The 15,897-nt window shown below is 55.8% G+C and carries 9 protein-coding genes; 4 read left to right on the top strand and 5 right to left on the bottom strand.

Annotated features, from left to right (window positions below):
* Positions 1 to 2 precede the first annotated feature (2 nt).
* Positions 3 to 1,667, bottom strand: a complete 1,665-nt coding sequence (locus tag AC6I8A_RS20155; protein ID WP_497819030.1) for a ShlB/FhaC/HecB family hemolysin secretion/activation protein — start codon at positions 1,665 to 1,667, stop codon at positions 3 to 5.
* 453 nt (positions 1,668 to 2,120) lie between these two features.
* On the opposite strand from AC6I8A_RS20155, the gene eptB reads away from it, so the two are divergent.
* Positions 2,121 to 3,788 (top strand): kdo(2)-lipid A phosphoethanolamine 7''-transferase, encoded by a 1,668-nt coding sequence (gene eptB, locus AC6I8A_RS20150; protein WP_497819029.1) that lies wholly within the window; start codon positions 2,121 to 2,123, stop codon positions 3,786 to 3,788.
* 24 nt (positions 3,789 to 3,812) lie between these two features.
* Complete coding sequence (locus tag AC6I8A_RS20145; RefSeq protein WP_479490725.1) at positions 3,813 to 4,346, top strand: GNAT family N-acetyltransferase; 534 nt, start codon at positions 3,813 to 3,815, stop codon at positions 4,344 to 4,346.
* 128 nt (positions 4,347 to 4,474) lie between these two features.
* On the opposite strand, the gene malT is transcribed toward AC6I8A_RS20145, so the two are convergent.
* Positions 4,475 to 7,177 carry an HTH-type transcriptional regulator MalT gene (malT, locus tag AC6I8A_RS20140; RefSeq protein ID WP_497819028.1) on the bottom strand — a complete coding sequence of 901 codons (2,703 nt, stop codon included), beginning with the start codon at positions 7,175 to 7,177 and terminating at the stop codon, positions 4,475 to 4,477.
* A 274-nt stretch (positions 7,178 to 7,451) separates the two neighbouring features.
* On the opposite strand from malT, the gene malP reads away from it, so the two are divergent.
* Positions 7,452 to 9,845 (top strand): maltodextrin phosphorylase, encoded by a 2,394-nt coding sequence (gene malP / locus AC6I8A_RS20135; protein ID WP_479490727.1) that lies wholly within the window; start codon positions 7,452 to 7,454, stop codon positions 9,843 to 9,845.
* Positions 9,842 to 11,884, top strand: coding sequence for a 4-alpha-glucanotransferase (malQ, locus tag AC6I8A_RS20130; RefSeq protein ID WP_497819027.1), 2,043 nt, complete (start codon positions 9,842 to 9,844; stop codon positions 11,882 to 11,884). The genes malP and malQ overlap by 4 nt, the downstream gene beginning before the upstream one ends.
* 368 nt (positions 11,885 to 12,252) lie before the next feature.
* On the opposite strand, the gene malM is transcribed toward malQ, so the two are convergent.
* From malM to malK, 3 genes are all read right to left on the bottom strand, one after another.
* Positions 12,253 to 13,176, bottom strand: a complete 924-nt coding sequence (gene malM, locus AC6I8A_RS20125) for a maltose operon protein MalM (RefSeq protein ID WP_497819026.1) — start codon at positions 13,174 to 13,176, stop codon at positions 12,253 to 12,255.
* Positions 13,177 to 13,273: 97 nt separating this feature from the next.
* Positions 13,274 to 14,575: a maltoporin gene (locus tag AC6I8A_RS20120; protein ID WP_256698920.1), complete on the bottom strand. Its 1,302-nt coding sequence runs from the start codon at positions 14,573 to 14,575 to the stop codon at positions 13,274 to 13,276.
* A 41-nt stretch (positions 14,576 to 14,616) separates the two neighbouring features.
* Positions 14,617 to 15,726: a maltose/maltodextrin ABC transporter ATP-binding protein MalK gene (malK, locus tag AC6I8A_RS20115; RefSeq protein ID WP_061719670.1), complete on the bottom strand. Its 1,110-nt coding sequence runs from the start codon at positions 15,724 to 15,726 to the stop codon at positions 14,617 to 14,619.
* Between the last annotated feature and the right edge of the window lie 171 nt (positions 15,727 to 15,897).

Here is a 15,897-nt window from a genome sequence, read left to right as displayed (position 1 = left end):
TCTTAGAAAACCAGCCCGACGCGGGCGTAAATGCTGACGTGATCCGGCTGGAGATGGCCGGGATAACTGAGGGGAATGCCGACGGTGTACTGGGTGTAGAAGTTGCGGCCGCGCGTGCTGAGGCCTACCGCGCTGCCCCACAAGGTGCCGGTGGACTCGCGGTTCTGCGCGTCGCTCTTTAACCAGCCGCCGTCGATAGCGGCCAGCGCGCTGACGTCGCCCAGAACCGGCAGCGTGAACAGGCTGTAACTCAGTTCGTTGCGCAGATAGCCACCGGCATCACCGGAGAGATACTGCTCCTTAAAACCGCGCACCGAGCTTTCGCCACCCAGCGTCAGGCGTTCACTACCGTACAGCCGATCCGGCGACCACTGGCCGTAAATGCTGCTGAGCAGCCACAGTTTGTCGGCCAGCGGCCGCTGGAAACTGCCGCTGATGCTCCACTTGCGGAACTGCGCTTTGGGCAGATCGCCGGTCTTGCCCGCGTCATCCTCGGCATCGAACCACGGCATGCCGCGGCTGAACGTTGGGTTGAGCGTAGCGACGCCGCCGAGGATTTTCTGCGTGTGATTGAGTCCCAGCTGCGCGCTGGTGATTTTGCGGCTGCTACTCTGCAACAAGGTATTGTTGAGATAGTTGTGGCTGGAGTAATGATTCAGGCCGAGCTGAACGCCGGTTTTGATATCGCCGTTACGAAACAGCACCCATGAACCGTTAAGCCGGTGCGACACGTTGTCGCCGTTGCTCAGCCAGGTAAAGCCGTTGTTAACGAAGCTGCTGTGATAGTTGCTCCAGCTGTAGCTGTAGTCGAGCAGGCCGTAGCCGTAAGGCACGCTGACGCCCGCCTGCAGGTTCTGCGCATCACGCCAGTCGCTGAAGGCGCTACTGCGTCCGCCGCTGATAAACCAGCGGTCAGCCAGTCCCAGCAGATTGTTTCCCGTCAGCGAGGCGTTGAGTTGACCAACGCCGGTGCTTTTCTGTCCGCTGTTATCAAACCCCAGCGATGCGCTGAGCGGGAATTCCGGCGTAGCCGTAAGGTTAACCACCGAATAACCGGTTTTAGGCGACGGCTGTATTTCAATCTGTACCGGCGTGGTGCGCACGCGGTTAATCTGCTCCATGCCCTGCTCAATATCACGCAGGTTAAGCACCTTGCCTTCCAGACCGGGAAACGCCATCTGTAATGAACGCGGATGCTGGCCGTCGAGACGAATGGCGTCCAGTTTCCCTTCCAGCACCGGAATAATTAACTCGCCCTGCGATAAATCCTGTTCAATTAAAAATGCCCGGCTGGTGATATAACCGCGCTGCATATACCAGTCAGAAATGGCATGCACCAGCGAATTAATTTCGGTTAAGTTCAGGCAGCGATGAATATAAGGTGCGGCCAGCGATTGCTGCTGGCCGGCAGAAATTAGCGTGGCGTTGCGAATAGCGATATGCTGCACCGGGAAGCAGGGGCCGGCCTGACCGGAATCCGCTGCTGGCGTGCTCTGCGGCGCGGTAGCACTCCACAATGCATCACGCTGCTGCTGGTCATTTTGCAAACGTTGCTGTTGTTGGTTCTGAATATAATCACGGTCGCCGGGATTTAACGGTGCCGCAAATGCAGAAGTTGTGATCATACCGACGCACAGCGCCAGTGACATCCTTGTTTTTGCCATCATAGTAAGACTTAAGCGAAATTGATTGTAAGTTTTGTGTAAGCACTTTTGTGCAGAATATCACCTTAACAATCAGAAAGTTCCTGGCTCCTTATAAAAACTTTAATTTCCTGTTTATTCAATTTTATAAATCATGAAGTTTCCCCTTAACGCAAATAGTCAGTCATTCCATCATTTTCACCGATAATGTTTACTTTCATGGTCATGCATGTTGAATGAATTGATGAGGAAAATGCATATACAGAATGAGGATCTTCACTGCATTGATTAGCAGCCTGCGGGGAAAGTGGTGGTTGCGAGCCCCAATCGAGGCATAAGCGCCTACCTTTGGTTGTTACATTATAACATACTTTAGGCCCAGCAATGGTTGAACTGATCCCCAAATCCATCATCTTACCTAGGGTTGTCAATTTACAGGCAAGTGATTGAGTTGTTCATTATAATAACGGGGAATACATGTTTAAAAAGGGTTGGGTTAAGCAGTTTTATATACCGGTGTTTATTTCGCTCTATATCGGCGTACTTCTTAATATTCCGATTTTCATCCGTCGCTATACGCAACTGCAGTTTGATAACACCCTGTCATTAGTGACGGAGATCATCGCTGCATTTTGTCTGGTAATGCTGTTGACGTTGTTAACCTCATTAACCGGGAAATATCTATCACGCGTATTAATGACCATGCTGGTGCTATTCTCCAGCGCGGCCAGTTATTACATGATTTTCTTTAATATTGATATTGGTTATGGAATTATCGCCGCCGTATTAGCCACCGATTCATTAGACCTTTCTAAGGAGTCGGTGGGTTGGCACTTTATGCTGTGGATGGTGATCATCAACGTCATTCCACTTTGGCTAATCTGGCGCGGAATGCGCGGTAATTCCGTTACAAATATCAGTAAAAAGCGTTACTGGTCTTATAAAACTATCGCCATTGTTATTGCCGCATTAGGTTGCTGGTTGCCGCTAACGCTAATGGGCAAGGTGCAGGATGAACAGGATAAGATAAATAATCGCATGATGGCCAGCTACGGCGGCATTGTTGCGGGGACCTATTCACCGTCTAACTGGTTATCGGGCGTTGGCTTGCTGGCTTATAGTTCGTTCAGCCAGGCTGAAGATAACCGTAATCTTTACGATCCCGCAGAACACTTTAAATACATTCCACCAAAAAATGCGGATAACTTGTACATCGTGTTTGTGATTGGTGAAAGTGCCCGCCGCGATCATATGGGTTTATACGGTTACGATCGCGACAACACGCCTTATCTCGATCACGAAAAAAACCTCGTTCACTTGCAGGGCTATTCCTGCGATACCTCCACCAAGCTCTCGCTGCGCTGTATGTTTGTCAGAGAAGGTGGCGCCTCAGAAGCCCCGCAGCGCACGCTGAAAGAGATGAATGTCTTCACGGTGATGAAGAAGCAATGTTTCTCGGAAGATCTCTATTCCATGCAGAGCGAAGCCTGGTTCTATAACAAAGTTATGGCCGACAGTTATTCAATGCGTGAATCTATTCAGGCGGAGAAGCGTAATGTCGGTAAGCCGGTGGATGATATGGCGTTGATTAATGAATTGCAGGACTCAATTCAGCGCCATCCACAGGGTAAACATATTGTGATTCTTCACACCAAAGGCTCTCATTATATGTATACCGAACGCTATCCACGCGCGTTTGCCCGTTATACCCCGGAGTGTCAGGGCATTGATGATGCTTGTAGCACGCAGGAGATGATCAATTCCTACGACAATAGCCTTTTGTATACCGATTATTTTCTCAAACAGACTTTCGATAGCCTGAAAGATAAAAATGCCATCGTGTTTTATGCCTCAGATCATGGGGAATCGATCTCCGATGATCTGCATTTCCACGGCACACCACGCGATCATGCACCGATGGCGCAACGCACGGTGCCGATTATGGTTTGGGCATCGGATAAGTTTTTAAGTGACAGTAATAACAAAGCATCATTTGCCAAACTTGAGCAACTGCAGAATGACAAAACGCCGGTATTCCACGAGAAGTTATTCGACTCGATATTAGGCTGCTCAGGTTTTACCTCACCGGATGGCGGAATTAATTCACTGCGAAACTGGTGCGATCATTCTACTATTCAGAAGTGAGGTGACGATTCAAAGGGAGGACATATGACGCCAGAAATCAAAACGAAACGATTAATCCTGAAGCCACTGGAAAGTCGTGATGGGCAGGCGATGCAAATCGCTTTCCCGCGCTGGGAGATCGTGCGTTATCTCAATGCCAATGTGCCCTGGCCTTATCCTGAAGGTGCCGCGCAGGATTATGTCGATAACGTGGTGTTGCCCGCTGTCAAGGAAGGTCGATGCTGGTGCTGGAGTATCAGACGTCAGGAGAAACCTGAGGAATTAATTGGGTTGATTGAACTGCGCGATGGAGAGAATGATAACCGCGGATTCTGGCTGGTACCTGAGTGGCAGCATCGCGGATTCATGAGTGAAGCCTGCAACGCCGTGAACGACTTCTGGTTTAAAACGCTGGGCCGCGAAGTTTTACGTGTGCCAAAAGCGGCGGTGAACACCGGCTCGGTGATGATCTCACGTAAATCTGGCATGCGTCTGATAGAAACCGGGAAAAAAGAGTATGTCGCGGGTGTTCTCGATTACGAATTATGGGAGTTAACTCGCGAAGAGTGGCTCGCATAAAAAATCAGCCAAATCAACGTAGGTCCGCCCGTTTATATCTTAATGCTCGTCACGGTCGCCATAAATGGCGACCCTACAGAGGATTGGTGCGGTTTTTCGTAGGGTCGCCATTTATGGCGACCGATCCACTACACATACCCCATCATCCGCAGCATCGACTGCGCCTGATTCATCGCTTCCGCGCGATGCGTCACGCCCAGTTTTTGGTACAGATTACGAATATGCGTTTTGATGGTGGTGGCAGCAACATCCAACTCGCTGGCGATCTGATCGTTGCTGTATCCCGAATAGATCAGCCCCAAAACCTGCCATTCGCGTTGGGTTAGCGGACTGGTGCGGATCAGCTCCGGCACATCGGGATGGTTAATCAGGCGGCTAACAAAGCCTTCGTCAAAATGGGCAAACTTATGGCGATGATATTTATTGATCTCGCTGAGGATGCGTCTGGCGCGATGGTTATCAAGTTCATCCAGCGTATTCAGCTGAATCAGCTGACGCAACTGCTGCGCCATCGCCTCGCCTTCAATCACAAAATGGCTGACGAAACCGGTGCTGCGCGCCAGTTTCAGCGCTTCGGTCAGCGCATGCTGTGCTTCTGCTTTACGCTGGGTTTGCCAGTAAATCTGATTTAACAGCAGTAGATTGCGATTCATGTCGCTCATCAGGTTGAGCGCGCGGGCATTGTCATTCAACTCATCCAGCACCACTTCGGCCTGACTCATATTTCCCAGCAAGATCTGCGCGCGCGCCACGTTGCGCCACTGCCCTTGCAGGAAATGATTATTGGCGAACTCCGGTTTCGCCGTCTGGCGCATCCAGCTGCTGGCGCTTTGGCTGTCGCCGGTCATCTGCCAGAAAATCACCCGCACCTTATCGGCATTGGCGATCCAGTCGCTGTGCAGCGATCCGTTGTTAAGCAGATTCTCCAGCCGACTAAGGTGACTACGCGCGTTATCGAGATTGCCGCGCGCCAGTGAACACTGCACCAGCAAACCCAGGCACTGAATCTGCTGCTGTGGCTGATAACCTTTCAGCACTTTTATCCCTTCGCGCGCCGCCTGCTCCGCTTCGTCAAGTCGGCCCCACGCCCACAACAGTTGCGCGCGAATGCGCAGCAGGAATTCATGCATCGGGAACTGCGTCAGATGCTGCTCTTTGACCAATACAAACGCCCGATCCTGCATCTCATAAGCGGATTGCAAAAATCCCTGCGCGAACAGAATTTCACTCTGCTGGATCAGACTCCACAGCGCGTAATTCCACGCTTCTTCGCGACGCGCCATCTGCTCGGTTTGACGCATCAGCTTCAGCGAACTGGTTAGCTCGCCTTTGCAATGCATCACTTCGCCCAATACCGAAGTGGCCACAATGCAGCTGTATTGACGGCTTTCCGGCAGCGCGTCGAGCGCCAGCATCGCCAGCCGCTCGGCTTCCTCGGCGTTACCGTCGTTGATTGAAACTTGCGCCAGCAGCGCGTTAAATTCGCCGCGCAGCACATCATCAATCTCTTGGCTGCAGGAGTGCTCAAAGCGCGTCAGCAAACTGCTCACTTCAGAAAAACGGTGCTGGCTCTGCATCAGCCACGCCTGCAACAGCAGCAGTTTTGGATTTTCCAGCAGAATTTCCCACGGCAGCGCCTTGAGAGAATTTTCCAGCAGCGTGAGTTCGCTCTGATTAAACAACGTCCAGGCATATTGCAGCAGCACGTCGCGCAGCATTAGCGCATCACCGGCAGCAAGCGCATGATGGATCGCTTCGCCAGGAAAACCGAGGCGCATCCAGCTTTCAGCCGCTGCGCGATGCAGCGCAGGCAGTTCCGCCGCCAGTTCCCACTGACAGCGCTGACGCAAGAAGCTGCCAAACAGCGGATGATAGCTAAACCACTCGCCCGAGTTATCCATGCGCTGCAAAAACAGGCCCTGACGCTCAATCTCTTCCAGCCGCATCTGCCCTTGCTCTTCACCGGTTACGCAGGCAATCAGCGTGTCGTTCATCGATCGCAGCAGCGCGCTTTTCAGCAAGAACTGTCGCGTGGCGCTGTCGACGTTATTCAGCACTTCCTCAACCAGATAATCCGCCAGATGGCTGGCGTTAATGCCGGACAGGCGGCGCGCGGAATCCTGGGCAGAGCTGGCGCCCTGACGCGTCGAGAGCGCGATCAGTTGTAATGCCGTCGCCCAACCCGCCACGTCATCACACAAACGCCCGCTCTCTTCCGATTCCAGCGGGGTCGTCAGGCGGCAATCAAAAAACTGTTTGGCTTCGTGATGGGTAAACGCCAGTTGCTGGCTGCCCAATTCAATCAGCTGTTCACGCACGCGCAGGTTGGCAATGCCGAGCTGCGGCAAATTACGCGACAGCAAAATCAGCGTCACATTTTCCGGCTGGTTACGGAGAAAGAAGCGCATCGCGTCATGAATCGCGGGATTGGTGATGTGATGGTAATCATCAATGATCAGCCAAATCGGTTGCTGCCACGCCGCCAGCTCACTGAACAACTGGGCGAACAGCGCATTCAGATTGATGTACTGCCGTTTCTGCGCCAGTGCTTCGCTGGAGGCGCAGCCGCCCTGCGTTGCCTGCTGCAGGGCGGCAATTAAGTAATCGACGAAGCGTTCAGGTTGATTGTCGCCCTCATCCAGTGAATACCAGCCCAGATTGGCTTTCCCCGCCGCCCATTGTGAGATCAGCGTGGTTTTGCCGTATCCCGCCGGACTGGTCACCAATACCAACCGGTAATTGCCCGCCGCGCCCAATTTTTGCATCAGGCGCTCGCGCGCAACGGTGTTCTCCAGGCGGACAGGTCGGCTAAGTTTGGAGGGTATTAACATCGGTAAACGCTTCTCCCTAAACGTGGCGCATCATTATTTTACGCTTCGTAATTAATAGTCACATACGTTCAGACATTCATTTACCTAATGCAAGCGAACCCATTAAGCAGTCTTAACAAAAGCGACGGTTATCACATTCCTGTCACACTTTAAGATTTCCCTCAGCCTCTCCTCCCCGCTCATCCTCCCCGCTGAATTTGGTGCAGGAGGAGGAGCGCGTAATGGCTGACGCGCAGAATGAAGCACATTCACCTCCGCCCCTACAGGACTGATTATGAAATTTGATTGCACCCGTTTTAAACACGCGCTAACCCGCCAATGGCGACGTTTTGGTCTGCACGATGTGCAAGAGATGACGCCGAATCAATGGTGGCAGGCGCTGAGTGGCGCACTCGCCGACATGTTGGCGGAGATGCCTGCGCCACCATCCGCCACGCCGCTGCGCCACGTTAACTACATCTCGATGGAGTTTTTGATTGGTCGTCTGACCGGTAACAATCTGCTCAACCTTGGCTGGTATGACGAGGTCAACGCGGCGCTGGCCGAGTGGAATATCACGCTGAGCGACGTGGAAGCGTGTGAAACCGATCCGGCGCTGGGCAACGGCGGTTTGGGCCGGCTCGCCGCCTGTTTTCTCGATTCGATGGCGACGGTTGGACAACCCGCCACCGGCTACGGACTCAATTATCAGTACGGCCTGTTCCGCCAGCACTTCGTTGATGGCGCGCAGCAGGAGATGCCGGATAACTGGCAGCGCGACAGCTATCCGTGGTTTAACCACAACGCGGCGCTAACCGTGCCGGTGCATCTCGGCGGCAAAGTCATCACGCAGAATGGCGTTGTGCGCTGGGAACCGGCGGTGCAAATTCTCGGCGAAGCCTGGGATCTGCCGGTGGTGGGTTATCAGAATGGTGTTACTCAACCGCTGCGTCTGTGGCAGGCGAAACATGCGCAGCCGTTTAATCTGCAGCGCTTCAATAACGGGGATTTCCTGCGCGCCGAGCAGCCGGGCATTGAGGCCGAAAAACTCACTAAAGTGCTCTACCCCAACGACCATCACGACAACGGCAAAAAGCTGCGCCTGATGCAGCAATATTTCCAATGCGCCTGTTCACTGGCGGACATTCTGCGCCGTCACCAGCGCGCCGGGCGCAGCATTGCCAGCTTGCCGGATTATGAGGTGATTCAGCTTAACGATACCCATCCCACGCTGGCGATCCCCGAGCTGATGCGTCTGCTGCTGGATGAACACGCGCTAAGCTGGGACGAGGCGTGGCACATCACCCAGCGCACCTTTGCCTATACCAATCACACTTTAATGCCTGAAGCGCTGGAGTGCTGGGATGTGCGCATGGTGCGCGCGCTGCTGCCGCGCCATATGCTGATTATCACCCAACTCAATGCGCAGCTGAAGAAGCAGGTTGAAGCGCACTGGCCGGGCGATGACGCGACCTGGGCGAAACTGGCGCTGGTACACAATAATCAGCTGCGTATGGCCAATCTCTGCGTCACCAGCGGCTTTGCGGTGAACGGTGTGGCAGCGCTGCACTCGCAGCTGGTGGTGAAAGATCTGTTCCCGGAATATCACGCACTGTGGCCGGAGAAATTCCATAACGTCACCAACGGCATCACGCCGCGCCGCTGGATTAATCAGTGCAATCCGGCATTGGCGGTGTTGATCACTAAAACTCTCGATCAGCCGTGGCTTACCGATCTCGATCAGCTGAAAGCGTTAGAAACCTACGCCGATCACGCCGCATTCCAGGCGCAGTATCGCGCCATCAAGCAGCAGAACAAGGTGGCGCTGACGCAATGGATCGCAGAACGCACCGGCATCAAGGTGAATCCTGAGGCGATGTTTGATGTGCAGATTAAGCGACTGCACGAGTACAAGCGTCAGCATCTGGCGCTGCTGCACATTATCGCGCTGTGGCAAACGCTGGTGAGCGATCCGCAGGCCAACCTGACGCCGCGTGTGGTCCTGTTTGGTGCCAAGGCCGCGCCGGGTTATGTGTTAGCTAAAAACATCATCTACGCGATTAATAAAGTGGCGGCCACCGTCAACAACGATCCGCGCATTGGCGATCGCCTGAAAGTGGTGTTTGTGCCTGATTACAATGTTTCGGTTGCAGAGCGGCTGATCCCGGCAGCCGATCTGTCCGAGCAGATTTCTACCGCCGGCAAAGAGGCATCCGGCACCGGCAACATGAAGTTGGCGCTGAACGGTGCCTTAACCATCGGCACGCTGGATGGCGCTAATGTGGAGATCGCCGAGCAGGTCGGGTCCGATAATATCTTTATCTTTGGTCACACCGTCGATCAGGTCAGCGCGTTGAAAGCGGAAGGCTACTCGCCTGACGCATGGCGCAAAAAAGATGCGCAGCTGGATCGGGTATTGAAAGCGTTAGAAGACGGCACCTTTAGCGACGGCGACGTCACCGCGTTCGAGCCGCTGCTGCACAGCCTGAGCGCCAAAGGTGGCGATCCTTATCTGGTGCTGGCCGATTTTCGTCACTACCTCAACGCGCAGGCGCAGGCTGAAACCTTGTGGGCCGATCAACACGGCTGGACGCGCGCCGCCATTCTCAATACCGCGCGCTGCGGCATGTTCAGCGCCGACCGCGCCATCCGCGACTATCAGCAACGCATCTGGCAGGCCGCACGATGAACAGCACTATCACACCAACCGCCGAAATCGCCAGCGAATACATCGACGCTCACGGTCAGCTGCAATCGGTCTCTGCCGTTACCCGCCAGCGTTTGCTGGCGGCGATGCATCCCGCGAAACCGCACGCTTCGCCGCTGCCGCCGGTGCTGATCGTGCAGGGAGAACACGCGGAGATTGTGCTGCCTGCGACCGGTATAGCAGGCGAGTGGCAGCTGATCGCGGAACAGGGCGAAAGCTGGCAAGGGCACGGTATCGCCAACCAGCCGCTCGTTTTACCCGCGCTGTCTTTGGGTTATCACCAGCTTAGCTTTACCGCGCATCAGCAAGTGTTTCACTGCCGGATTATTGTCGCGCCGGTTCGCTGTTACGAGCCGCCAGCCATCCAGCAAGGGCAATCGTTGTGGGGCGCCTGCATTCAGCTTTATACGCTGCGATCGGCATCCAACTGGGGAATCGGCGACTTCAGCGACTTAAAGCAGATGCTGGTCGAGGTCGCGCAACGCGGCGGTGCATGCATTGGGCTGAACCCGCTGCATGCGCTGTTCCCGGCGACGCCGGAAAGCGCCAGTCCGTACAGCCCGTCGTCGCGGCGCTGGCTCAATATGCTGTATATCGACGTCGCCGCCGTTGAGGATTTTACGCTGAGCGACGATGCGCAGCGCTGGTGGCAAGCCGCCAGCACGCAGCTGGCGTTACAGGCGGCGCGGGATGCTGAGTGGGTCGATTACTCAGCGGTTACCCGATTGAAACTCGAGGCGTTGCGCCTCGCCTGGCAGCAGTTCAGAAAGCGCGGCGCGGACGATGATCTGGTTATCGCCTTTGAACATTTCATGCAGCAAGGCGGTGAAAGTTTGCTGCATCAGGGCGTTTTCGATGCCCTGCACGCCGCGCAGATCGCTGAGGATCCTCAGCGCTACGACTGGACAACCTGGCCTGCGGCATTGCAGTCGCCCGACAGCGCAGCGGTGCGCGCATTCCGCATCGAACACACCTATGAAGTGCGCTTTTATCTGTGGCTGCAATGGCTGGCCGCGCGCCAGCTCGCTGACTGCTGGGCGGTGTGCCAGCAGCAGGCGATGCCGATTGGCTTATATCGCGATTTGGCGGTGGGCGTGGCGCAGGGCGGCGCGGAAACCTGGAGCGATCGCGAGCTTTATTGCTTGCAGGCCAGCGTCGGCGCGCCGCCGGATATTCTCGGCCCGCTGGGGCAGAACTGGGGATTGCCGCCGATGGATCCGCACATTATGCAGGCGCGCGCCTACCAGCCGTGGATTGATCTGCTGCGCGCCAACATGCACGACTGCGGCGCACTGCGCATCGATCACGTGATGGCGCTGCTGCGGCTGTGGTGGATCCCGCAGGGCGAAAGCGCGGCGGAAGGTGCTTATGTTCATTATCCCATCGACGATCTGCTGGCGATTCTGGCGCTGGAGAGTCAGCGTTATCACTGCATGGTGATTGGCGAGGATTTGGGGACGGTGCCGGAGAAGATTATCGGCAAGCTGCAGCAGGCGGGCGTCTACTCCTACAAAGTGCTCTATTTTGAGCAGACGTCCAAAGTGGCCTTCCGCGCCCCTGCCCGCTGGCCACGTCAGGCGATGGCGGTCGCCACCACCCACGATATGCCAACCCTGCGCGGCTGGTGGCAAAGCGACGATTTACGGCTGGGCAGCGAGTTGAGGCTGTATCCCGATAAGCAGATTCTTGCCGGGCTGAACAAGTCGCGTTTGGCTGCACGACGCGCGCTGTTTAAGAGCCTGCAACGCAGCAATTGCTTGCCCGAACAGGCCGAACCGCAGGTGATGGATCGGGCGTTAAGTGCCGCGATGCAGCGTTATCTGGCGGACAGCAACAGCGCGCTGCTGGGCTTGCAACCCGAAGAGTGGCTGAATATGGCTTCACCGGTGAATATCCCCGGCACCACCCGCCAATATCCCAACTGGCGCCGCAAACTCAGCGCCTCGCTGGAGGAGATGTTTGAAGATCCGCAGATTAATGCGTTGCTGGCGGATATCGATCAACGGAGGCGTAATGCTTAGTCGCTATTGGTTGCCTTGCATGGTTGCAGGCCGGGGTCACTTTCGGTCCGGCAGATAAGCTTAAGTGCGTGTAGTTAAATGGGCACATTGCTCCCGGCACTGGCGTATCTGCTTCGGCATAAGGGCTATCCGCAGCGCTGAGGCTTTTACGTTGGGCCAGGAGACTCACGCATGGATGCGTGAGGCAGTTCGGGGCCGGCTAGGAAGGCCGATCCCCGAACGGTCCGTCGGCACAACGTGAAAGCCGAAGGCACCGCGCTAGCGGCGCGAGGACGGCCCGTGACGAAACAGATACGCTCGTGCCCACACCAATAAAAAAGGTGCGCCGAAGCGCACCAGATGGGACAAATCAGCACTGCCGGGGCGGTTTACCCCTTGCCTTTAACACTGCTGATAAACACGTGTCTGGCGGAGGTGGAACCTAAACGCTCGGCCTCATCCAGCAGCTTCAACGCCTTATCGATATTGCCCTTCTCAACCGCTTCACGGATGTTCTGATTAAAGTAACCTTCGGTATCCGTCATGATCGGTTTAGGTTTTGCATCCGAAACCGGGGCAGCACGATAAGTCGCAGGCGCAACCGGCTGCGTATTACCGACGGTTACCGGCGCAGGACCGGATGATCCAAACAGCGGCCCAACCAGAACTGATGAACCTGAGCTGGTTTTCACTTTGAGTTTCAACGTGCCATCGCGGCTGTGCTGGGCAATTGGGTCGGGAATATCCGGCACCGCATTGCCGGTGCCGCGTGCGTAGGCTTTAGCTGGATCGAGTAAGGTGGTGGTTTCGGTCAAATCCTTCTCGGTAGTGAACACCAGCAGATAGATCTTTTGCTGACCCAGCGCCGGCGTCAGTTTCATCACACCCTCCAGCCGATCCGCCGCCATCACGCCCGGTTGCTGATAGGTGAAAAAGCGCGCCGGGAACCAGGCCGCCGGGCGCATGTTCTCATCCAGCACCAGTACATTGGGCGCGAACACCTGATTTTGTTTAACTTCACTGCTCAGCGTAATGGTGAGTTCACCGATATTGGCTGGCAAGCTGTAGGCCGCCACCGAACCCGTCACGCCCGCAGCATTAAGATTGGCGTGGTTTTCACTCAGCGTGGTGACCTGCGTGCGGGAGGGTTCTACCGGCAACCAGCTCAGCGTTTGCAGGCTGGCGGCAGGAAATGTGGGTGCGGCAGAGAGATCCTGTGGCACCAGATTGACATCAGCGAGCGCCGGTAAACTTTGACCGGCGAGCAACGCGGCGCTCAGGCAGAGCGCAAAAACCGTTTTTTTCATTCTCATTGTATAACCTCAAAAAACTGTCAGGCGGCGGCGCGAACCAGGCAATGGCGCGCCGCGCCGAAAAGAGAGGGTCTCAGTTAAGCCACAAGCGGGAGCATTACCACCAGATCTCCATCTGCGCCCCGAATGTCACTTCATCGTTGTTGCCACGGCTGTTGGTCAGAATGCCGTTGCCGCTGCTGTCGTTAGAGGCAAAGGAGGTCAAATCCCCTGAGCTGTCTTTGCTGTAGCCCCACTTCTCATCCCACTTGGCGTAGGTGGCGAACAGACGCAGCGCCGGACGCGACCAGATGCTGTCGCCCGCCTGCCACTGTTGTGCCAGCGTCACTTTGTACTGGCCGTTGCGCTCGCTCACCTGCTGCGATTTGACGTTGTCGTAGCCCACTTCAAGCAGCGTGCTCATGATCGGCGTCCATTTGTACATTGGGCGCACGCCCACGGTGTACCACTCGGTACCACGGTTGTTGTCGAGGTCGGTATTCTGGTACATGGCGACGTACATCAGATCCCAGCGATCGGCGAGGTTAATTGCGCCGTGATCGAGTACGCGATACATGCTGCCGCTGTTGTTGATGTTGGTGCCCTGCGGCAAGCCTTTGCCTTGTGAAGTCAACGCATCGGTGGCGTACTGCAGCACGAACTTGTTGTAGCCCTTCATCATGCTCTGCGTATGTTCTGCGGTGAACATCCAGCCATCTTTGGAGGCATTATCTTCGAGGCGATAACCGTCACGCGCGTTGGCGCGGCCATAATCAACGCCCAATTCCAGCACGCCGTTCGGGTTGGTTTCGAGGCCCGCTAAACGCACATCAAACACGTCGTTGGCGGTGCTGGTGGCGTAATCACGAATCTGATCGCTGGAGAAGGTGTAAGAACCGCCCGCTTCCGAGGAGCGCGTGGCGGCAAAAGAGAGTTTGCCGAAGCCGAGATCGACATCTTCCAGACCAGCACCAGGACCGGATATATCCCAGTAGTAGAAGTCGATCATATGTACGTCATGACGCTGGTAGAAACGCTTACCGGCCCAGATGGTGGAACCCGGTAGCGCGTCGATCAGGTTTTTGCCCTTCACGTTGGCTTCACGGAACGCCGGGGAGGTCGCTTCCCAGTCATTCTGCTGGGAAACCGAATAGGCGACGTTGGTATCGAAATAGAAGCTCTTATCGCCCTCTTTCCACACTTCCTGGCCCAGCTTCAGCTCAGCGTAGGTTTCACATTCGTTGCCCAGACGGTATTTACTTTGTGCGCCGGTGGCCTGAAAACATTGCTGTTCCCCGCCGCTGCCGGTCCAGCCGATGCCGGAACGGGCATAGCCGGTAAAATCGACTGCCATCGACGGGGCAGCGAGCGTACCTGCCGCGATAGCAACCGCGATAGGGAGTTTGCGCAGAGTTAACATTTTCTATCTCCTGAGTTCATTGCTTTTATTGTTTTGCAGGGCTAAACACCGGGTTCCTGATGCAGCCTGCGACAGGCGCTGCCATCTTCACGGAAAAGATGGCAACGCTCCGGCGGCAGGCCGATGCCCATCAGGGCGCCCTCTTCTACCAGCACGACGTCCTCCTGGCGATAAACCAGGCTTTGACGAATAGCGGGAATCTGGATATGAATTTGCGTTTCGTGTCCCAGCTGCTCGACCACCGTCACCTCGCCCTCGAGGGTGACGTCAGCGATATCGCTGGAGAGCAGATGCTCGGGACGAATGCCTAACGACATGTTGCTGCCCACCTGCACACCGGCGCTGTCGACCGGTAGCCACACCAGTTGGGTGTTGGGTAGGCGCACCTGCACCTGATCGATGGCGGTGGCGGTGACTTTTACCGGTAAGAAATTCATGCGCGGTGAGCCGATAAAACCGGCGACGAAACGATTGGCGGGATAGTGATACAGCTCGAGTGGCTTGCCGACCTGGGCAACGTGGCCGCCATCCAGCACCACGATCTTGTCCGCTAGCGTCATCGCTTCGGTCTGATCGTGGGTGACGTAAATCATGGTGCGCTTCAAGCGCTTATGCAGACGTGAAATCTCAATACGCATCTGCACACGCAACGCCGCATCGAGGTTGGAAAGCGGCTCATCGAGTAAAAACACGCGCGGTTCCGCCACCAGCGTACGGCCAATCGCTACGCGCTGACGCTGCCCGCCCGACAGCGCTTTCGGACGGCGCTCCAGCAGATGTGCCAGCTGCAGCACTTCCGCTACCTGATTGACGCGCTGCTGGATCTCCGCTTTGCGCGTGCCCGCCAGTTTCAGGCCGAACGACATGTTCTCGGCCACCGAAAGATGGGGATACAGCGCGTAGGACTGAAACACCATGCCGATGCCGCGCTCGGCGGGCGGCACCTCATTCATGCGTTTGTCGCCAATAAACAGATCGCCGCTGGTGATGGTTTCCAGTCCGGCAATCATGCGCAGCAGCGTCGATTTGCCGCAGCCTGAAGGTCCGACAAAAACCACGAACTCTCCTTCGGCGATCTCAAGGCTGATGTTTTTCGACACCTCAGTTTCGCCCCACACCTTGGAGACACTGCGCAACGTAACGCTCGACATGATGCTTTCCTCTCAGCTTGCTATTCCTTGTCCGCAAATCGGCGGACAGACCCCGGCGACCACTATGGGCAAGGAGATCAAGGCCGACATCCTCCACCGCAGCGCGTCAGCGTGGGGGAGGAGACGGGAGGAGGAGATCGTGGAGGCGCGTCTGATAAAACGCGGCAGGCA

The sequence above is a fragment of the Pantoea sp. X-Soil-ISGK-275 genome (genome assembly GCF_059730795.1).
The sequence above is the reverse complement of the archived record's forward strand: the minus strand, read 5'-3'. Positions and strand labels throughout refer to the sequence as shown.

Bases quoted from the DNA above. Each gene is read 5' to 3' on its own strand.
- AC6I8A_RS20145 (WP_479490725.1), top strand. From the start codon at position 3,813: ATGACGCCAGAAATCAAAACGAAACGATTAATCCTGAAGCCACTGGAA.
- AC6I8A_RS20120 (WP_256698920.1), bottom strand. From the start codon at position 14,575: ATGTTAACTCTGCGCAAACTCCCTATCGCGGTTGCTATCGCGGCAGGT.
- eptB (WP_497819029.1), top strand. From the start codon at position 2,121: ATGTTTAAAAAGGGTTGGGTTAAGCAGTTTTATATACCGGTGTTTATT.
- malK (WP_061719670.1), bottom strand. From the start codon at position 15,726: ATGTCGAGCGTTACGTTGCGCAGTGTCTCCAAGGTGTGGGGCGAAACT.
- malQ (WP_497819027.1), top strand. From the start codon at position 9,842: ATGAACAGCACTATCACACCAACCGCCGAAATCGCCAGCGAATACATC.
- AC6I8A_RS20155 (WP_497819030.1), bottom strand. From the start codon at position 1,667: ATGATGGCAAAAACAAGGATGTCACTGGCGCTGTGCGTCGGTATGATC.
- malP (WP_479490727.1), top strand. From the start codon at position 7,452: ATGAAATTTGATTGCACCCGTTTTAAACACGCGCTAACCCGCCAATGG.
- malM (WP_497819026.1), bottom strand. From the start codon at position 13,176: ATGAGAATGAAAAAAACGGTTTTTGCGCTCTGCCTGAGCGCCGCGTTG.
- malT (WP_497819028.1), bottom strand. From the start codon at position 7,177: ATGTTAATACCCTCCAAACTTAGCCGACCTGTCCGCCTGGAGAACACC.